Annotated in this window: 12 protein-coding genes; 5 read left to right on the top strand and 7 right to left on the bottom strand. The window is 66.6% G+C overall.

Annotated elements, in window-relative coordinates; genetic code table 11:
* A partial coding sequence (locus CVM52_RS11530) for a xanthine dehydrogenase family protein molybdopterin-binding subunit (RefSeq protein WP_100162647.1) occupies nt 1-1,843 on the top strand: 1,843 nt, incomplete at its 5' end.
* A gap of 95 nt (nt 1,844-1,938) precedes the next feature.
* A complete protein-coding gene (locus tag CVM52_RS11525; RefSeq protein WP_205964944.1) occupies nt 1,939-3,630 on the top strand; it encodes an AMP-binding protein in 1,692 nt (563 codons plus the stop codon).
* Nucleotides 3,631-3,680: 50 nt separating this feature from the next.
* On the opposite strand, the gene CVM52_RS11520 is transcribed toward CVM52_RS11525, so the two are convergent.
* The 3 genes from CVM52_RS11520 to CVM52_RS11510 all read right to left on the bottom strand — a co-directional run bounded on the left by CVM52_RS11520 (nt 3,681) and on the right by CVM52_RS11510 (nt 6,528).
* Complete coding sequence (locus CVM52_RS11520) at nt 3,681-4,298, bottom strand: outer membrane protein (protein WP_100162646.1); 618 nt, start codon at nt 4,296-4,298, stop codon at nt 3,681-3,683.
* A 315-nt stretch (nt 4,299-4,613) separates the two neighbouring features.
* The gene (locus CVM52_RS11515; RefSeq protein ID WP_100162645.1) at nt 4,614-5,597 is read right to left on the bottom strand and encodes an NAD(P)H-dependent flavin oxidoreductase; all 984 of its coding nucleotides are present in this window, start codon (nt 5,595-5,597) and stop codon (nt 4,614-4,616) included.
* Between the two features lie 100 nt (nt 5,598-5,697).
* Nucleotides 5,698-6,528, bottom strand: coding sequence for an IclR family transcriptional regulator (locus CVM52_RS11510; RefSeq protein WP_100162644.1), 831 nt, complete (start codon nt 6,526-6,528; stop codon nt 5,698-5,700).
* 313 nt (nt 6,529-6,841) lie between these two features.
* Here CVM52_RS11510 and CVM52_RS11505 point away from each other — a divergent pair, with 313 nt between their 5' ends.
* From CVM52_RS11505 to CVM52_RS11495, 3 genes are all read left to right on the top strand, one after another.
* Nucleotides 6,842-7,285, top strand: a complete 444-nt coding sequence (locus tag CVM52_RS11505) for a phasin family protein (protein ID WP_100162643.1) — start codon at nt 6,842-6,844, stop codon at nt 7,283-7,285.
* A 189-nt stretch (nt 7,286-7,474) separates the two neighbouring features.
* Nucleotides 7,475-7,957 carry a MarR family winged helix-turn-helix transcriptional regulator gene (locus CVM52_RS11500; RefSeq protein WP_100162642.1) on the top strand — a complete coding sequence of 161 codons (483 nt, stop codon included), beginning with the start codon at nt 7,475-7,477 and terminating at the stop codon, nt 7,955-7,957.
* Between the two features lie 11 nt (nt 7,958-7,968).
* A complete protein-coding gene (locus tag CVM52_RS11495) occupies nt 7,969-9,147 on the top strand; it encodes a pyridoxal phosphate-dependent aminotransferase (protein ID WP_100162641.1) in 1,179 nt (392 codons plus the stop codon).
* A gap of 77 nt (nt 9,148-9,224) precedes the next feature.
* Here the strand turns inward: CVM52_RS11495 and CVM52_RS11490 are convergent, their stop codons facing one another.
* From CVM52_RS11490 to CVM52_RS11475, 4 genes are read right to left on the bottom strand one after another with little or no spacing between them, the layout of a single operon-like run.
* A complete protein-coding gene (locus tag CVM52_RS11490; protein WP_100162648.1) occupies nt 9,225-10,058 on the bottom strand; it encodes an NAD-dependent epimerase/dehydratase family protein in 834 nt (277 codons plus the stop codon).
* Between the two features lie 34 nt (nt 10,059-10,092).
* Nucleotides 10,093-11,307 carry an NAD(P)/FAD-dependent oxidoreductase gene (locus CVM52_RS11485; RefSeq protein WP_100162640.1) on the bottom strand — a complete coding sequence of 405 codons (1,215 nt, stop codon included), beginning with the start codon at nt 11,305-11,307 and terminating at the stop codon, nt 10,093-10,095.
* Nucleotides 11,304-13,013 (bottom strand): hydantoinase B/oxoprolinase family protein, encoded by a 1,710-nt coding sequence (locus tag CVM52_RS11480; protein WP_100162639.1) that lies wholly within the window; start codon nt 13,011-13,013, stop codon nt 11,304-11,306. Before CVM52_RS11480 ends, CVM52_RS11485 begins: the two co-directional genes overlap by 4 nt.
* The gene (locus CVM52_RS11475; protein ID WP_100162638.1) at nt 13,010-15,097 is read right to left on the bottom strand and encodes a hydantoinase/oxoprolinase family protein; all 2,088 of its coding nucleotides are present in this window, start codon (nt 15,095-15,097) and stop codon (nt 13,010-13,012) included. The genes CVM52_RS11480 and CVM52_RS11475 overlap by 4 nt, the downstream gene beginning before the upstream one ends.
* Nucleotides 15,098-15,124: the final 27 nt, after the last annotated feature.

The following is a 15,124-nucleotide window of genomic DNA, read 5'->3' as shown; positions in this document are numbered from 1 at the left end:
TGACGACCGGCCCGGCAACCTCTGCGTGGACTGGCAGCGCGGCGACTGGGACGCGGCGGGGCAGGCGATTGCCCAATGCAAGCACCAGGTGCGGCTGCGCACGCCGGTGTCGCGCGTGGCGGCGATGCCGATGGAGCCGCGCAATGCCGTCGCGCGGCCGTTGGGCGATGGCCGGATGGAGCTGCTCTGTTCGCACCAGAATCCCATCGCGCTGCGCCCGGCGCTGGCCAAGGCCTTCGGTATGGAGCCGGCGCAGATCCGCTGCATCAGCGGCGATGTCGGGGGCGCCTTCGGGATGAAATCCGGTCCGCTGCGCGAGGAATGCATCCTGTTCTGGGCGGCACGGCGGCTGGACCGCGCGGTGCGCTGGCAGGCCGGGCGCAGCGAGAGCTTTCTCTCTGACGAGGCCGGGCGCGACATGCGGATCACCTCGGAACTGGGGCTGGACGCGGCGGGCAATTTTGTCGCCATGCGCTTTGGCGTCGAGATGAATGCCGGCGCCTATGTCTCGTCACGCACGCTGTTCATGCTGTCCAATTACGGCGGCGTGGCCGGGGTGTACCGCACGCCGCTGATTGCCGGACGGATGCAGGCCTTTCTGACCCACACGGTGCCGCCCGCGCCCTATCGCGGCGCCGGGCGGCCCGAGGCGACGCTGGCGGTCGAGGCGCTGATCGACCGGGCGGCGCGCGATTGCGGCTTTGACCGGGTCGACCTGCGCCGCCGCAACCTGATCCCGCAAGAGGCGATGCCGTGGCAAAGCCCGTTCCTGTTCAACTATGACTGCGGCGACTTTGCCCGGGTGATGGAGGCGGGGCTGGCCCGCGCCGATGTTGGCGGCTTTGCCGCGCGCAAGGCAGAGAGCGCTGCGCGCGGGCGCGTCCGCGGGTTGGGCATCGCCATGTGCGTGGAAACCGCCGGCGGCCTCTATTCCCAGCCCGGCCAGGATCACTCCAGCGCCGAGGTCCACGCTGATGGCAGCGTGACGCTGGCGGTGGGCACGTTTTCTGCCGGCTCCGGGCTGGAAACCGCGCTGACCGATCTGGCCGCCAAGGCGTTCGACCTGCCGCCGGCGCGCATCATCTACCGCCAGGGCGATACCGACCTGCTGGACCGCGGTCGCGGCATGGGCGGATCGGCGGCGATGCCGCAGGGCATCGCGGCGATGCAGGACGCGGTGACCAAGGCGATCGACAAGGCCCGCGCGGTGGCGGGCGAGGTGCTGGAGGCGGCGGCGGCGGATATCGAATATGCCGCCGGCGAATTCCGCATCGCCGGCACCGACCGCCGCGTCGGCATCGAGGCGGTGGCGGCCGAGGCCGCCCAACGCGGCATCCGCCTGCTGGGCGAGGGCAGCTTTGCCCCCGAGGCGCCGACCTTTCCCAATGGCTGCCATGTCTGCGAGGTCGAGATCGATCCCGAGACCGGCCATTGCGCCATCGTCTCTTACGCCGCGGTCGAGGATATCGGCACGGTGGTGAACCCGCAGCTGGCCGCGGGGCAGATCCATGGCGGCGTGGTGCAGGGGCTGGGGCAGGTGCTGTTCGAAGAGCTGCGCTATGCCCCCGGCGACGGCCAGCTGCTGACCGGCAGTTTCATGGATTACGCCATGCCGCGCGCCAGTGACGTGCCGATGATGGAATGCGGCTTTGAACAGGTGCCGACCCGGATCAACCCGATGGGGGTGAAGGGCGTGGGCGAGGCCGGCAGCGTCGGCGCGCTGGCCGCCGGGATGAGCGCGGTGACCGACGCCCTGGCCGAACTGGGAGTCGAAAGCTTCGCGATGCCCGCCGCGCCCGGCCGGGTCTGGGACGCGATCCAGCGGGCCCGACAGCCGGAATAGCCCGGCGGCCGGCCAAGAGGCTTGACCGGCACCGGATCGACTCCGTAGCCTGCCCCTGTTGTGCGGAAAAGTATTTCGCATAGTGGGAGGAGATCATGGAGCAGCCAACCAGCATGGGCGCGCGCCCGTGGCACCGGCACTATGCACCGGGCGTGTCCTGTGATTTCGTGCCGCCCCGCACCACCTGGACCGAGATGATGAGCGCCGCCTTCGACGCCCATGCCGACCGGGTGCTGATCGAATATTACGGCCAAAGCCTGACTTATGCCGAGATGCGCGCGCAGGCGGCGCGGGTGGCGGCGGCGCTGCAGACGCGCGGCATCCGGCGCGGCGACCGGGTGGCGCTGCACCTGCCCAACTGTCCCTGGCATCCGATTTTCTTCTTCGGGGCGATTGCCGCCGGGGCCGTAGTGACCCATCTCAGCCCACTGGACGCCGATCGCGAGATCGCCTTCAAGCTGCGGGAAAGCGGCGCCAGGCTGGTGGTCAGCCTGACCACCCCCGAACTGTGTCGCCATTTCGAACCGTTGCTGGCGCAGGGAGGGCTGCCCGACCTGGTGCTGTGCCCCGATCCGGTGTCCGGCGCCGGGCGCGATTGCCCGGTGCTGGCCGGCGCCATCCCGGTCGATACGTTCTGGGCCGGCCAGGAGGGTGCGGCCTATGCCCCGGTGGCGGTCACGCCCGAGGATCTGGCGCTGCTGCAATTCACCGGTGGCACCACCGGGCTGCCGAAGGCGGCCATGCTGAGCCACGCCAACCTGGCCGCCGCCGTCTACATGTATCACGAGGCGATGAAGGACGAGGGGCATTCGCAACCGGGCAAGCCGGCGCTGGTTTACGCGCCGCTGTTCCATATCATGGGGCTGACCACCGCGCTGCTGAAACGCACCTTCGAGGGCGGCACCGTGCATTTGCGCCTGCGCTATGACCCGGACGCGGCGGCGCGCGAGATCGAGGAAAAGCGCATCGCCGCCTTTGGCGGCGTGCCGACGGTGTGGATCGCGCTGTTGCAGGTGCCGGGGATCGAGAACCGCGACCTGTCCTCGCTGGACTATGCCGGATCCGGCGGCGCGCCGCTGCCGGTCGAGGTGTATCAGCGGGTCAGGCAATTGACCGGGCTGAAGCTGCGCGGCGGCTGGGGCATGACCGAAACCGCGCCCGCCGGCACCAACGTGCCGGTGGGGATGCCCGATGACAAGCTGGGCACCATCGGCATTCCGCTGCCCGGTGTCGATCTGAAGATCGTCGATGTCGACGACCCGCATCGTCGCCTGGCGCCGGGCGAGCGCGGCGAGATGGCGATTGCCGGGCCCAACGTGACCGGCGGCTATTGGAACCGCCCCGACGAGACCGCGGCCGCTTTTTGCGACGGCTGGTTCCTGACCGGCGATATCGGCTATATGGATGCCGACGGCTATTTCTACTTGGTCGACCGCAAGAAGGACATGATCCTGTCTGGCGGCTTCAACGTCTATCCGGTGGTGATCGAAAACGCGGTGCATCAGCATCCCGACATCGCCGAGGCCATCGCCATTGGGGTGCCCGATCCCTATCGCGGCGAAAGCGCCAAGGTGTTTGTGCAGCTGCGCGCCGGGGCCACGCCGTTTTCGCTGGAAGAGTTGCAGGCCTTCCTGGCCGACAAGCTGGGGCGCCACGAGATCCCGCGCTATCTGGAGTTCCGCAGCGCGCTGCCGCATACCCCGGTGGGCAAGGCCGACCGCAAGGCGCTGAAGGCCGAAGAGGCGGCGCGCCAGGACCTGGCTGATAAAACCGGTCAGCCGATATGAAACGGGCCGCCCCCAGGGGACGGCCCGTGTAATTGCACGCGGCGACCGGATCAGAACCGGTGGGTCGCCTTGATATGCACCGTGTTCACATCAACGTCGCCGCCACCGGCGCCAACGCCACCGAAGGAATGGTGCATGTATTCGGCACCGACGGTCCAGTTCTCGCTGACGCGGTGGTCATAGCCGAGGCCGACCAGATAGCTGTCGCCGCCGCCGTCAAAGAAGGTGCCGACACCGTCGAAATCGGAATAGGCATAGCCGACGCTGCCATAGACCATGCCGTTGCCAACCGCCTTGCCGACGATGGCTTTCAGCCGCGCCATTTCATCGAAGGAGGCGCTGTTGCCGGTGTTCGGATCGGTCACCGTGACATCGGCCCAGTCGTATTGGAATTCGGGACCGGCATACCAGTCATTGCCGAGATCGAAGAGATAGCCGGCATTCAGGCCGCCGATGACGCTGTCGCTGTCAAAGCTGCCATTCAGGTCGAATTCGCCATAGGCATAACCCAGCTGGCCGCCGACATAGCCGCCTTCCCAGAACGGGCGAGCCGGCTGTGCGGCGGGCTGGTAGACCACCGGCTGTTCGGGTGCCGGGGCGGGGTTGCCGGCCAGCGCGGCGCCTGCGGCGGTGGTGCTGAGAAGGGCAATCGTTACTGTTCTGATCATAAGCTTACTCCGTATGTCTTTGGCGCATTTGGTCGATGCATGCAGCCCGAAGGGCCGGCACCGGTCAGTTGCGAGTGGTAAAAACAAACGAGTTTTCCGTTGGTTCCATGCCGTTCCTCATCTGTGCGAAATCGTGCCGGTTTGCGCACAAGGGAGGGGGTGCGGGAGCGGCATTTGCCCCCGCTTTGCGACCTGATATGCCCGGCGTGCGCGCTCGCCCGGCGCCGGCGGCGCCAGTCAGGCATCTCAGCGCCTTGAACCTATGGGGTCGATGTTTTGCGTGGCGCTACGGGGGAAATCGGCGCCCCGCCGGCGTCAGCGCGGGTTCACCTGCTGCTGCATCCGTGCCCAGGCGGCGCGGTATTCGCGGTCCAGCCGGTCGATCAGCGCGGCCGCTGGCACCACCTGGTCCACCGCACCGATGCCCTGGCCGGCCCCCCAGATCTCCGACCAGCTTTTGGGCTTGCTGCGGCCCGCGCCGAAATTCATCGCCGACGGGTCCGAACGTTCCAGCTTGTCCGGGTTCAACCCGGCGGCGGCGATCGAGGGTTTCAGGTAATTGCCCCAGACCCCGGTGAACAGGTCGGAATAGACGATGTCATCGGCGCCACTCTGGGCGATCATCGCCTTGTAGGCGGCGACCGCGTTGGCCTCTTCGGTGGCGATGAAGGCGGAACCGACATAGCCCAGATCGGCGCCCATCGCCTGCGCGGCCAGGATGCTGTCGCCGCGCGCGATGGCGCCCGACAGGGCGATCGGCCCGTCGAACCAGCTGCGGATTTCCTGGACCAGCGCAAATGGCGACAACACGCCGGCATGGCCGCCGGCGCCGGCGGCCACCGCGACCAGCCCATCGGCGCCTTTCTCGATGGCCTTTTTGGCAAACCGGTTGTTGATGATGTCGTGAAACACGATGCCGCCGCAGGAATGTGCCGCCTGGTTCACCCATTCCTGCGCGCCCAGCGAGGTGATCCAGACCGGCACCTTGTATTTCACGCACAGTTCCACGTCGCGTTCCAGCCGTTCGTTCGACTTGTGCACGATCTGGTTCACCGCATAGGGCGCGGCGGGCCGGTCGGGATTGGCCTGGTTCCAGGCGTCCAGCGCCTCGGAAATGCGGATCAGCCAGCGCTCCAGTTCGATCGGCTCGCCCGGTTTCTCGCGGGCGTTGAGCGCCGGGAACGAGCCGACGATGCCCGCGGTGCATTGGGCGATCACCAGGTCGGGGTTGGAGACAATGAACAGCGGCGAACCGATCACCGGCAGGCGCAGATGCGCAAGGGCTGGGGGCAGGGACACTCGGTTTCCTCCTCGGGTGGCGATCCGCCATATGGGCCGGGCCGGGCGGCGCGGCGGTGGGGCAGACCGGGCAGGGTGGGTTTGGGGCGCGGCCTCCGTCTCAATCGCGGTCGGCCGAGGTCTGGCGCAGCGCCTGCGCCAGTTCGACAAGTTTCGGCCCGAACTCGCCGATCAGGCGGTCCTTCGGCAGATAGGCCGAGGGCCCGCCGAGATTCAGCGCCAGCAGCGGCGCCGAGGGATCGCGCCGGCGCAGCGGCACCGCCACAGCGTGGATATTCGGTTGCCATTCGCCGATATTGGCGTAGAAGCCGCGTTCGGCAATCTGTTGGGCCGCCTCCTCGATGCCTTTCGCAATCATTGGCCAGGTGTCCTTGGGGCTGTGCCGGCGCAGGTCTTGCAGGATGAGTTTGCGCTCCTCGGCCGGGCAGGCGGCCAGCCAGGCGCGCCCCATCGCCGAACGTGCCAGCGAAATCCGCGAGCCGACGCCCAGCTGCAACTGGATGACGCTGCGGGTGCGGGCGCAGGCCAGATAGGTCATGGTGCGGTTGTCGCGCCCACCGAGCGCCACCAGGATGCCTTCGCCGCAGGAATCCGCCAGCTCCTGCATATAGCTTTGCGCGGTCTCGCTGATCGGCATGGCGCTGAGGCAGGCATAGCCCAGGCTGAGTACCGGCACGCCCATGCGATAGCGTCCGGTTTCGCGGTCATAGGTCAGATAGCCGGTTTTCAGCAGCGTGAAGGTCAGCCGCGACACGGTGGAATTGGGCAGGCCGGTGCGGTCGGCCAGGTCGCTGTTGCTGAGCCCGGCGCGGTCATCGGGGCGGAAGGCGCGCAGCACCTCCAGCCCGCGATGCAGCGAGGTGATGAATTGCCGATCTTGGCCGGCGCCGTTTTCTTCCGGCTCGCCAAGTTGAGGGGCCCGTTTCCTCACACGTCTGGTCCTTCATTCCTGCGCGCGGGACAGCGCAGTCTGCCCGGCTGGTGCGATCATAGAATGCCCGTGCCGTGGCTGCCAGTGCAATGTTCCGCATCGCGAAAGACCTGCCGCAAAGCGGAGTAAGGCCTGCAAGCGATTGTTCCCGCTCAGGTTTTGCTGCAGTGCAGAAATAACCTGCGACATTTTGGAAGTTTCCTCATGTTTTCTTGACAAAAGAAAAGAAATCCCTATCTTCTGCACTGCAGCATAAGGGCGCGTGCCGAAGACCGGGCCGTCCGAGTAAGCTGGCAAATGAAAGGATATTGATATGACCACCCGTACGAAGAAACCGAGCGCGACCGCAACCGTCGATCCGAAAATCGTCAAGGAAAACCTGGCCAAGGCCGAAGCCTGGGTCAAGGAATCTGGCGACACGCTGCGTGCAGCTGCCGTCAAGACCACCGAAGATTTCCGCAGCGCCGGCACCGCCGTGATCGAAGGCGAGATCCAGCACAACACCAAGTTTCTTCAGATGCTTGGCACGCTGATGAATGCGCGTGCCTCGGCCACCCTGGCCACCCTGAACGCGCAAAACATGCAGGAAGTGTTCCAGATCGAGCAGGACTATGCCCGCAACGCAGTCGAAGAACTGGGTGCTGGCGTCCGTGAACTGGGCGAAATTCGTTACAACATCGTCAAGGGCGCATCCGAGACCTTTGCCGCCCGTGCCCAGGAAACCGTGGACCAGCTGAAGACCTTCAAGGTCGCCTGACCCGGCTCCGGACCTATTTTTTGACGAGTGCATGGCGCGGGAGATCATTCCCGCGCCATTTTCGTTTCGGACCGCCCGGATCCGGGGCATCGGCCCAAGGGGCATTGAATTTTGCCGCCATTCACGCCAGAGACAGGCACTGCCCGGCGGTGTCCGGGCGGGCGCGCGGAACCATGGCGGGGGGAAGAGATGGACAAGCGGGCCGAGGTGCCTATGGATCAGGTCGAAGCCCTGGGCGAGATCGGGTTGGGCAATTTCGTCCCCTACCTGATGAACCGCGTCATCGGCCGCTATAACGCCGACCTGCAGGGCGTGCTGAAACAGAGCAACCTGACCACCGCCAAGATGCGCACGCTGGCGGTGCTGGCGGTGCTGCCGGGCCTCACGATCAACGAACTCTCGGTCTATGCCGTCACCGAGCAATCGACCATGAGCCGCACGCTGGAGGCGATGGAAGCCGCCGGGCTGGTGCGCCGGGTCGAGCGCAGCAGCGATGCGCGGGTGCGGGAAATCTATCTCACCGAGGCCGGTCGCGCCGAATTCGACCGGTTCTGGCCGATCATGTGGCGCGACTATCACCGGATGATGGAAGGTATCGGCGCGGAAGAGCGGCAGCAGTTTCTGCTGACGCTGCAGAAGATGCTGAACAACATCCGCCACAACGAATTCTGAAAGGGCACGCCATGCAGACGATCGCGAATTTTGATCGCATCGGGGAAGAAAACGCCTTTGCCGTTCTGGCCCGCGCCAATGCGCTGGCGGCGCAGGGGCGCGACATCATCAACCTGGGCATCGGCCAGCCCGATTTCCCGACCCCGCCGCATATCGTCGAGGCGGCGGTCAAGGCGCTGCGCGACGGGCAGCACGGCTATACCGACGCCACCGGCATCCGCCCCCTGCGCGAGGCGGTGGCCAGCGACCTGCACCGCCGTTTCCAGGTCGAGGTCAGCCCCGATTCGGTGCTGATCGTGCCCGGCGGCAAGGTCACCATGTTTGCCGCCATCCTGATGTTCGGCGAACCGGGGGCCGAGATCCTCTATCCCGATCCCGGCTTTCCGATTTATCGCTCGATGATCGAATTCACCGGCGCTACCCCGGTGCCGGTGCCGATCCGCGAGGACAAGGGCTTTGCCGTCTCGGCCGAGGAGACGCTGGCGCTGATCACCCCGCGCACAAGGCTGCTGATCCTGAATTCGCCGGCCAATCCCTGTGGCGGTGTAACCCCCCGCGCCGAAATCGACCGGCTGGTGGCGGGCCTGGCCGAGCATCCGCAGGTGGCGGTGCTGTCCGACGAGATCTATGACCAGCTGCTCTATGACGGCGAGCAACATGTCACCCTGCTGGACTATCCCGAGATCCGCGACCGGCTGATCGTGCTGAACGGCTGGTCCAAGACCTATGCGATGACCGGCTGGCGCATGGGCTATTCGATCTGGCCCGACGGGCTGTATGACAAGGCGCGCAAGCTGGCGGTCAACGCCTGGTCCTGCGTCAACGCGCCGGCGCAATTCGGCGCGCTGGCGGCGCTGACCGGCCCGCAGGACGCGGTGGCCGAGATGCGCGCCGCCTTCGATACCCGCCGCAAGGTGGTGGTCGAGCTGCTGAACGCGATGCCGGGGGTCAGCTGCGTGGTGCCCAAGGGCGCCTTTTATGCCTTCCCCAATATCCGCGAGACCGGCTGGAAGGCCAAGCCGCTGGCCTCGGCCTTGCTGGAGCAGGCGGGTGTCGCCACCATCGGCGGCCCCGATTTCGGCACCCTGGGCGAGGGCTATATCCGCGTCAGCTATGCCAATAGCGAGGAGAATATCCGCCGCGCGTTGGGGCGGATGCAGGCGTTTCTGGCGGAAGACGAACCCGCCTAAACACAATGGCGCCCGGCCGCAGCCCCGGACCTGATCCGGGGCCGCATTGCCGTCTTAGCTACGGGCGCGCCGCCGCCTCAGTTGCCCTCGCTCATCTTCTTGATGAACTGCACCCCGCTCACCCCCAGCGGCACGGTGGCGAAGGGGCCGCCATGGCACATCTGGCCCTTGTCCTGCGGATCGGCGACGGGAGTTTTGGCGAGGATCTCCGCGGCATAATCCTCGGCATTGTCCTTGGGCCGATAGCCCAGGAAGGACGCCTTGGAATTGTCCACCGGGCTGCGATCGTTGTTGGACACGCCATAGATCACCGCAAAGCCGGTGATCGGCGAAGTCACCGATTTCTCGACCAGCTGGATCAGGTCGTCATAGGACAGCCACGAGCCCAAGGCGCGGGCGTTCTGCACCGGGCCCGAGGCGGAGTAGATCCGCAGGCAGACCGCCTCCAGCCCGTATTTGTCCCAGTACATGCTGGCCATATCCTCGGCAAAACACTTGGACAGGCCATAGAAGGTGTCGGGCCGGTGCGGCATGTCGGTGGTGATCTGCACGGTCTTGGGATACATGCCCATCGCGTGGATCGAGCTGGCATAGATGATCCGCCGGGTCCCGTGTTTCTGCGCCGCGTTCCAGACGTTATAGGCGCCGAGGAAGTTGGAATGCAGGATCTCTTCGAACGGGGCCTCGTCGGGGATGGCGCCGAAATGCACTACCATGTCGGCGCCTTCGATCAGTTCCATCATCGCGGCGGCGTCGCCGACATCGGCCTTCACATAGGTTTCATTGTCGGCCAGCCCGTCCAGCGACTCGGCCAGGTCGGTCGAGACCAGCGTATCGGCCAACCGCGCCAGCGGTGCCCGCAGCCGGCCGCCCAGGGCGCCTGCCGCGCCGGTCAACACGATCTTCGAGATCTTCGTCATTGCATTCTCCTTCTTGCCTGTCCGGTCATATGATCGCTTTCTCGGTCAGCGACGCGCCTTCGGCAATCCTTTCATAGCGGAAGGGTGTCAGATCGAGGCTGCGGTATTCGCCATGGGCCAGCCATTCCGCCACGCCACGGCCGATGGCCGGCGCCTGCTGCAACCCGTGCCCGGAAAACCCGTTGACGAAAATGAAATTGCCGACCTCCGGATGCGGGCCGACAATCGCGTTCTGGTCGAAGGTGTTATAGGCGTAATGCCCGACCCAGGAATTGATCAGCTTCACCGCCTCGAATTGCGGCACGCGGTGGGCGACGGCGGGCCAGACCTTGGATTCCCAGATCGCGTGATCCGGGGTGAAGTCGGTGTAATCGACGGCCGGATCGTCATCGGGCGGACAGCCCGCCATGTAATAGCGCCCGTCGCTGCGCATATGCACGCCCGAGGGATCGATGGTCAGCGGCAGGTCGCGGTCCAGCGGCTGCGCGGCGTCGAAGATAAAGGTAAAGCGGCGCCGCGGTTCCACCGGCAGGTCCAGCCCGGCCATCCGCGCGGTCAGCACCGCGCGCGGCCCCGAGGCGTTGACGACATGGCCGCAGCTCACCCGTTCGCCGGATTTCAGCGTGACCGAGGTGACGCGGTTGCCCTCGCGGGTCATCGCCACTGCCTCGTTATGGATATATTCGACCCCGCGTTCGCGGCCGGACCGGCGGAACCAGTCGAACATGGTGCCGCCGTCGAAATAGCCCTCGTCGACCAGATTGTGATTGCCGGCGAGGATGTCGTCGAGGTGATAGAACGGATAGGCTGCCGCGATCTCGTCCCGCGTCATGTGCCGGGTGGCGGCGCCGCAGGCCGCCTGGAGCTGCTGGGCCTCGCGCAGGGCCGCGGCAAAGGCGGGGTCGTCGGCCAGATAGAGATAGCCAAAGCTTTGCAATACCAGGTCGGGCACGCGCGGATCGCCGCCCAGCCGCGCGCGGAAGGATTTGACGAAATCGGCGCCGAATTGCGAGATCCGCACGTTGATTTCCTGGCTGTATTGCTGGCGGATGCAGGAATTGGTGTGCGAGGTCGAGGCGAATTCATAGGCCGGGTCGCGCTCGATCACCAGCACCCGGCCCGTGAAGCCGGGCGTGTCGGTCAGAAACCACGACACCGCGGCGCCATACATGGCACCGCCAACGATCACCACGTCATAGCTGGCGTGGTTCGGGGCGCTGGGCAGGCCGGGCGCGCTCATACCGCCTCTCCCCGTTCCAGCGCCGCGGCGACGGCATCGATCTCCTCGGCGGTCAGCCCGTAGATATCGCGCGCCGCCGCGGCCGAGATATAGCCGCGCGCCAGGTCGCGTTTCACCAGGTCGCGGTCGCGCGCCGCGGCCGGGCCATAGCCGGCACCGCCGGGAAAGGCCAACATCACCTTGCGCCCCTCGGGCACGTATTGCTTGCCCTTGCCGCGCATCGCGGTGCCGTCATCCTGGGCGATGGTGGTGGGGGCGCCGTTCTGCCCGCCGGCGCGGCCGCGCGCCGGGTGGTTGACCCGGTCGAACATCGCCTGAAAGTCGAACTCGTGCCCGGTGGCCGCGCCGACCTCCATATATTGCCCCAGCCCGCCGCGATACTGGCCGGCGCCGCCGGAATCCGGCCGCAGCTCCTTGCGCCAGATGATCACCGGGCCGGTGTGTTCGGTTGCCTCCACCGGCATGGTCATCACGCCGGAGGGGAAGGCGGTGGCGCTCATCCCGTCCAGGGCGGGCCGCGCTCCCGAGCCGCCGGAATTGAACGCCAGCACCTCGGCCCGGCGCGCGCCGGCCTTGCGCGCCGCCTCGGAGGCCGGGCGCAGCGAGACCTGGAAGTTGCACAGGCTGCCGGCGCCTTCGGCCGGCACCGTGGCGGGCAGGATCTTGTCCAGCGCGTCATACACCGTGTCGGGGATCATGTGGCCGATCACGTGGCGCAGCGCCACCGGCGCGGGATGCACCGCGTTGACGATGGTGCCTTCCGGCGCGCTGATCTCGAACGGCGCAAGGCTGGCGGCGTTGTTGGGGATCTCCGGCGCGATGGCGCATTTCAGCGCGTAACAGGCATAGGCCTTGGTATAGACCAGCGGCACGTTGATGCCCTTGCGGTCCACCCCCGAGGTGCCGGCAAAATCGCAAAGGATGCGGTCCTCTTCGATGTCCAGCTTGACCTGCAGGGTGATCGGGCTGTCATAGCCGTCGATCACCATTTCGCCCTCGGCCGATTTGCGGGGCAGGGCGGCGATGCGCTCGAGCGTGGCGCGGCGCGAATTCTCCAGGATGAAACCGGCAATGCCTTCCAGGTCGGATAGGCCGAATTCGCCCATCATGTCGATCAGGCGGCGGTGCCCGGTCTCGTTGCAGGCGGCCAGCGCATAGATGTCGCCGACCAGCTGGTCGGGCTCGCGCACATTGCCGCGCACGATTTTGATCAGCGTCTGGTCGACCGTACCGCGTTCGGCGAATTTCATGATCGGCAGGTAGATGCCTTCCTCGTAGACCGAGTTGGCATCGGCGCCAAAGCCGCGCCCGCCCACATCGACCACATGCGCGGTGCAGGCGAAGAAGCCCACCAGAACACCGTTCAGAAAGGACGGCGTGACCACGGTGATGTCATGCAGATGGCCGGTGCCTTCCCACGGGTCGTTGGTGATATAGACATCGCCTTCGAACATGTTCTGCCGGCCGATCCGGCGGATGAAATGGCCCACCGCGTCGGCCATGGCGTTGACATGGCCCGGCGTGCCGGTCACCGCCTGGGCCAGCATCCGGCCCTTGACGTCATAGACACCGGCGGACAGATCGCCGGCCTCGCGGACCGAGGTGGAAAAGGCGGTGCGCACCAGCGCCTGCGCCTGTTCCTCCACCACCGAGATCAGCCGGTTCCACATCACCTGGTTCGATACGGTCGAGGTTGTGCCGCTCATGCGCCGGCCTCCTGCGAAAGAAGTTCGATACAGCCATCCGCCCGCCGCAGCGCGCAAAACGAGGACGGCACGATGATCGTGGTCTCGTCCTCGGTGATCGCGGCGGGACCGGTCAGCCGCTGCCCGGTATCCAGCGCCTTGCGTTCGACCACCGCAGCCTTGGCGACTTCGCCCCTGGCCGGGTCGAACAGGGCGCGGGTCGCGCCGACCTCGGCCTCGGTGATCCGCCCCGGTGCCGCCACCGGCGTCACCGGCTGCGGCGGTGTGGTGGCGTTGACCGACCACACCGTGATCTCGATATCCAGCCCGGCCACCGGGCGGCCGAACAGCGTGGTGTAATCCGCCTCGAACAGCTCCTGGAACCGCTTTTCATCGGGGCTGGCGGCGTCCTCGGGCGACAGCGGCACCGGGATTTCCCAGCCCTGCCCGGTATAACGCATATAGGCCTTGTAATCGCAGTTGATCGGCGCCTGGGCGTCGCAGGAGCGGACGAATTTCGTCGCCTCCTCCTCCAGCTCGCCCAGCAGCGCGCGCACCGCGTCGGGGTCCAGGTCGGATAGGCGGGTATAGACGCTGCGGTTGGCTTCGAAGCTGAACGGTGCCCGCAGGAAGCCGATGGCCGAGCCGACCCCGGCCCCCGGCGGCACCAGCGCGCGTTTGACCCCCAGTTTCTCGCAGAGCCGCCCGGCATGCAGCGGCGCGGCGCCGCCAAAGGCGATCATGGTGTAATCGGCCAGGTCCTCGCCATTTTCCACCGCGTGTACGCGGGCGGCATTGGCCATGTTCTCGTCCACCACTTCCGACAGGCCAAAGGCCGCGCCCTGCGCGTCCATGTCGAGAGTCTCGCCGATATCGCGTGCCAGCGCCGCCTCGGACTGGTCCGGGTGCAGGGTGATGGACCCGCCGGCGAAATTGCCGGGATCGAGCCGCCCCAGCACCAGGTCGGCATCGGTCACCGCCGGGCGCGCGCCGCCGCGCCCGTAACAGGCCGGGCCGGGTTCCGAGCCCGCCGATTCCGGGCCGACGCGGATCTGGCGCATCGAATCGACCGACGCGAGCGACCCGCCGCCGGCGCCGATTTCCACCATGTCGATCACCGGAATCGAGATCGGCATGCCCGAGCCCTTCTTGAACCGGTAAGACCGCGCCACCTCGAACACCCGCGCGGTTTTGGGGGTCTGGTTGCGGATCAGGCAGATCTTGGCGGTGGTGCCGCCCATGTCGAAGCTCAGCACATGGGACAGGCCATAGCGCGCGGCGATATTGGCGGCGAAGACCGCGCCGCCCGCGGGGCCGGATTCGACCAGCCGAACCGGGAAATCCGCGGCGCTCTCCAGCGCGATGATGCCGCCACCCGAATGCATCAGGAAGACCGGGCATTGCACACCCTCGTCGCGCAGCCGCGCCTCCAGCCGGCCGAGATAGCTTTTGATCAGCGGCTTGATGTAGGCGTTGGCGACCACGGTGTTGAAGCGTTCGTATTCGCGCATCTGCGGGCTGACCTCGCAGGACAGCGACACCATCACGCCGGGCAATTTCTCTTCCAGCACGTCGCGCACCATCTTTTCATGCGCGTCGTTCTGGTAGGAATGCAGCAGGCCGATGGCAATGCTTTCATATTCCGCCGCCCGCAGCCGGTCGGCCAGCGCCTCGATCTCGGCCCGGTCCAGCGGGATCAGCACCTTGCCCTGGGCGTCGATCCGTTCGCGCAGGGTATAGCGGCGCTGGCGCGGCAGCAGCGGGTCGGGCAGTTTCAGGTTCAGGTCGTATTGTTCGAACCGGCTTTCGGTGCGCATCTCGATCACGTCGCGAAAGCCCTCGGTGGTGATCAGCGCGGTCTTGGCGCCGCGCCGTTCGATCAGCGCGTTGGTGGCCAGCGTGGTGCCGTGGATGATCTGGCCGATCGCCCCGGCGGCGATCCCGGCCTGGGCGCAGACCCGGTGAATGCCCTCGATGATGGCGTCCTCGGGCGCGCCATAGGTGGTCAGCACCTTGGTGGAATAGGGCGTGCCATCCACCTCGGCCACCACATCGGTAAAGGTGCCGCCGATATCGATGCCCATCCGGACCAAAGCCTGTGCCATGCGTTGCCGCCCTTCCGCTGCATTCCC

The sequence above is a fragment of the Pseudooceanicola lipolyticus genome (genome assembly GCF_002786325.1).
Taxonomy (GTDB): Bacteria; Pseudomonadota; Alphaproteobacteria; order Rhodobacterales; family Rhodobacteraceae; genus Pseudooceanicola_C; species Pseudooceanicola_C lipolyticus.
This window is presented reverse-complemented; position numbering and strand designations above follow the sequence as displayed.

What these genes read in the sequence shown, in the direction of transcription:
- CVM52_RS11525 (WP_205964944.1), top strand. Translation starts at nt 1,939, where the DNA reads ATGGAGCAGCCAACCAGCATGGGCGCGCGCCCGTGGCACCGGCACTAT.
- CVM52_RS11520 (WP_100162646.1), bottom strand. Translation starts at nt 4,298, where the DNA reads ATGATCAGAACAGTAACGATTGCCCTTCTCAGCACCACCGCCGCAGGC.
- CVM52_RS11505 (WP_100162643.1), top strand. Translation starts at nt 6,842, where the DNA reads ATGACCACCCGTACGAAGAAACCGAGCGCGACCGCAACCGTCGATCCG.
- CVM52_RS11500 (WP_100162642.1), top strand. Translation starts at nt 7,475, where the DNA reads ATGGACAAGCGGGCCGAGGTGCCTATGGATCAGGTCGAAGCCCTGGGC.
- CVM52_RS11495 (WP_100162641.1), top strand. Translation starts at nt 7,969, where the DNA reads ATGCAGACGATCGCGAATTTTGATCGCATCGGGGAAGAAAACGCCTTT.
- CVM52_RS11485 (WP_100162640.1), bottom strand. Translation starts at nt 11,307, where the DNA reads ATGAGCGCGCCCGGCCTGCCCAGCGCCCCGAACCACGCCAGCTATGAC.
- CVM52_RS11480 (WP_100162639.1), bottom strand. Translation starts at nt 13,013, where the DNA reads ATGAGCGGCACAACCTCGACCGTATCGAACCAGGTGATGTGGAACCGG.
- CVM52_RS11475 (WP_100162638.1), bottom strand. Translation starts at nt 15,097, where the DNA reads ATGGCACAGGCTTTGGTCCGGATGGGCATCGATATCGGCGGCACCTTT.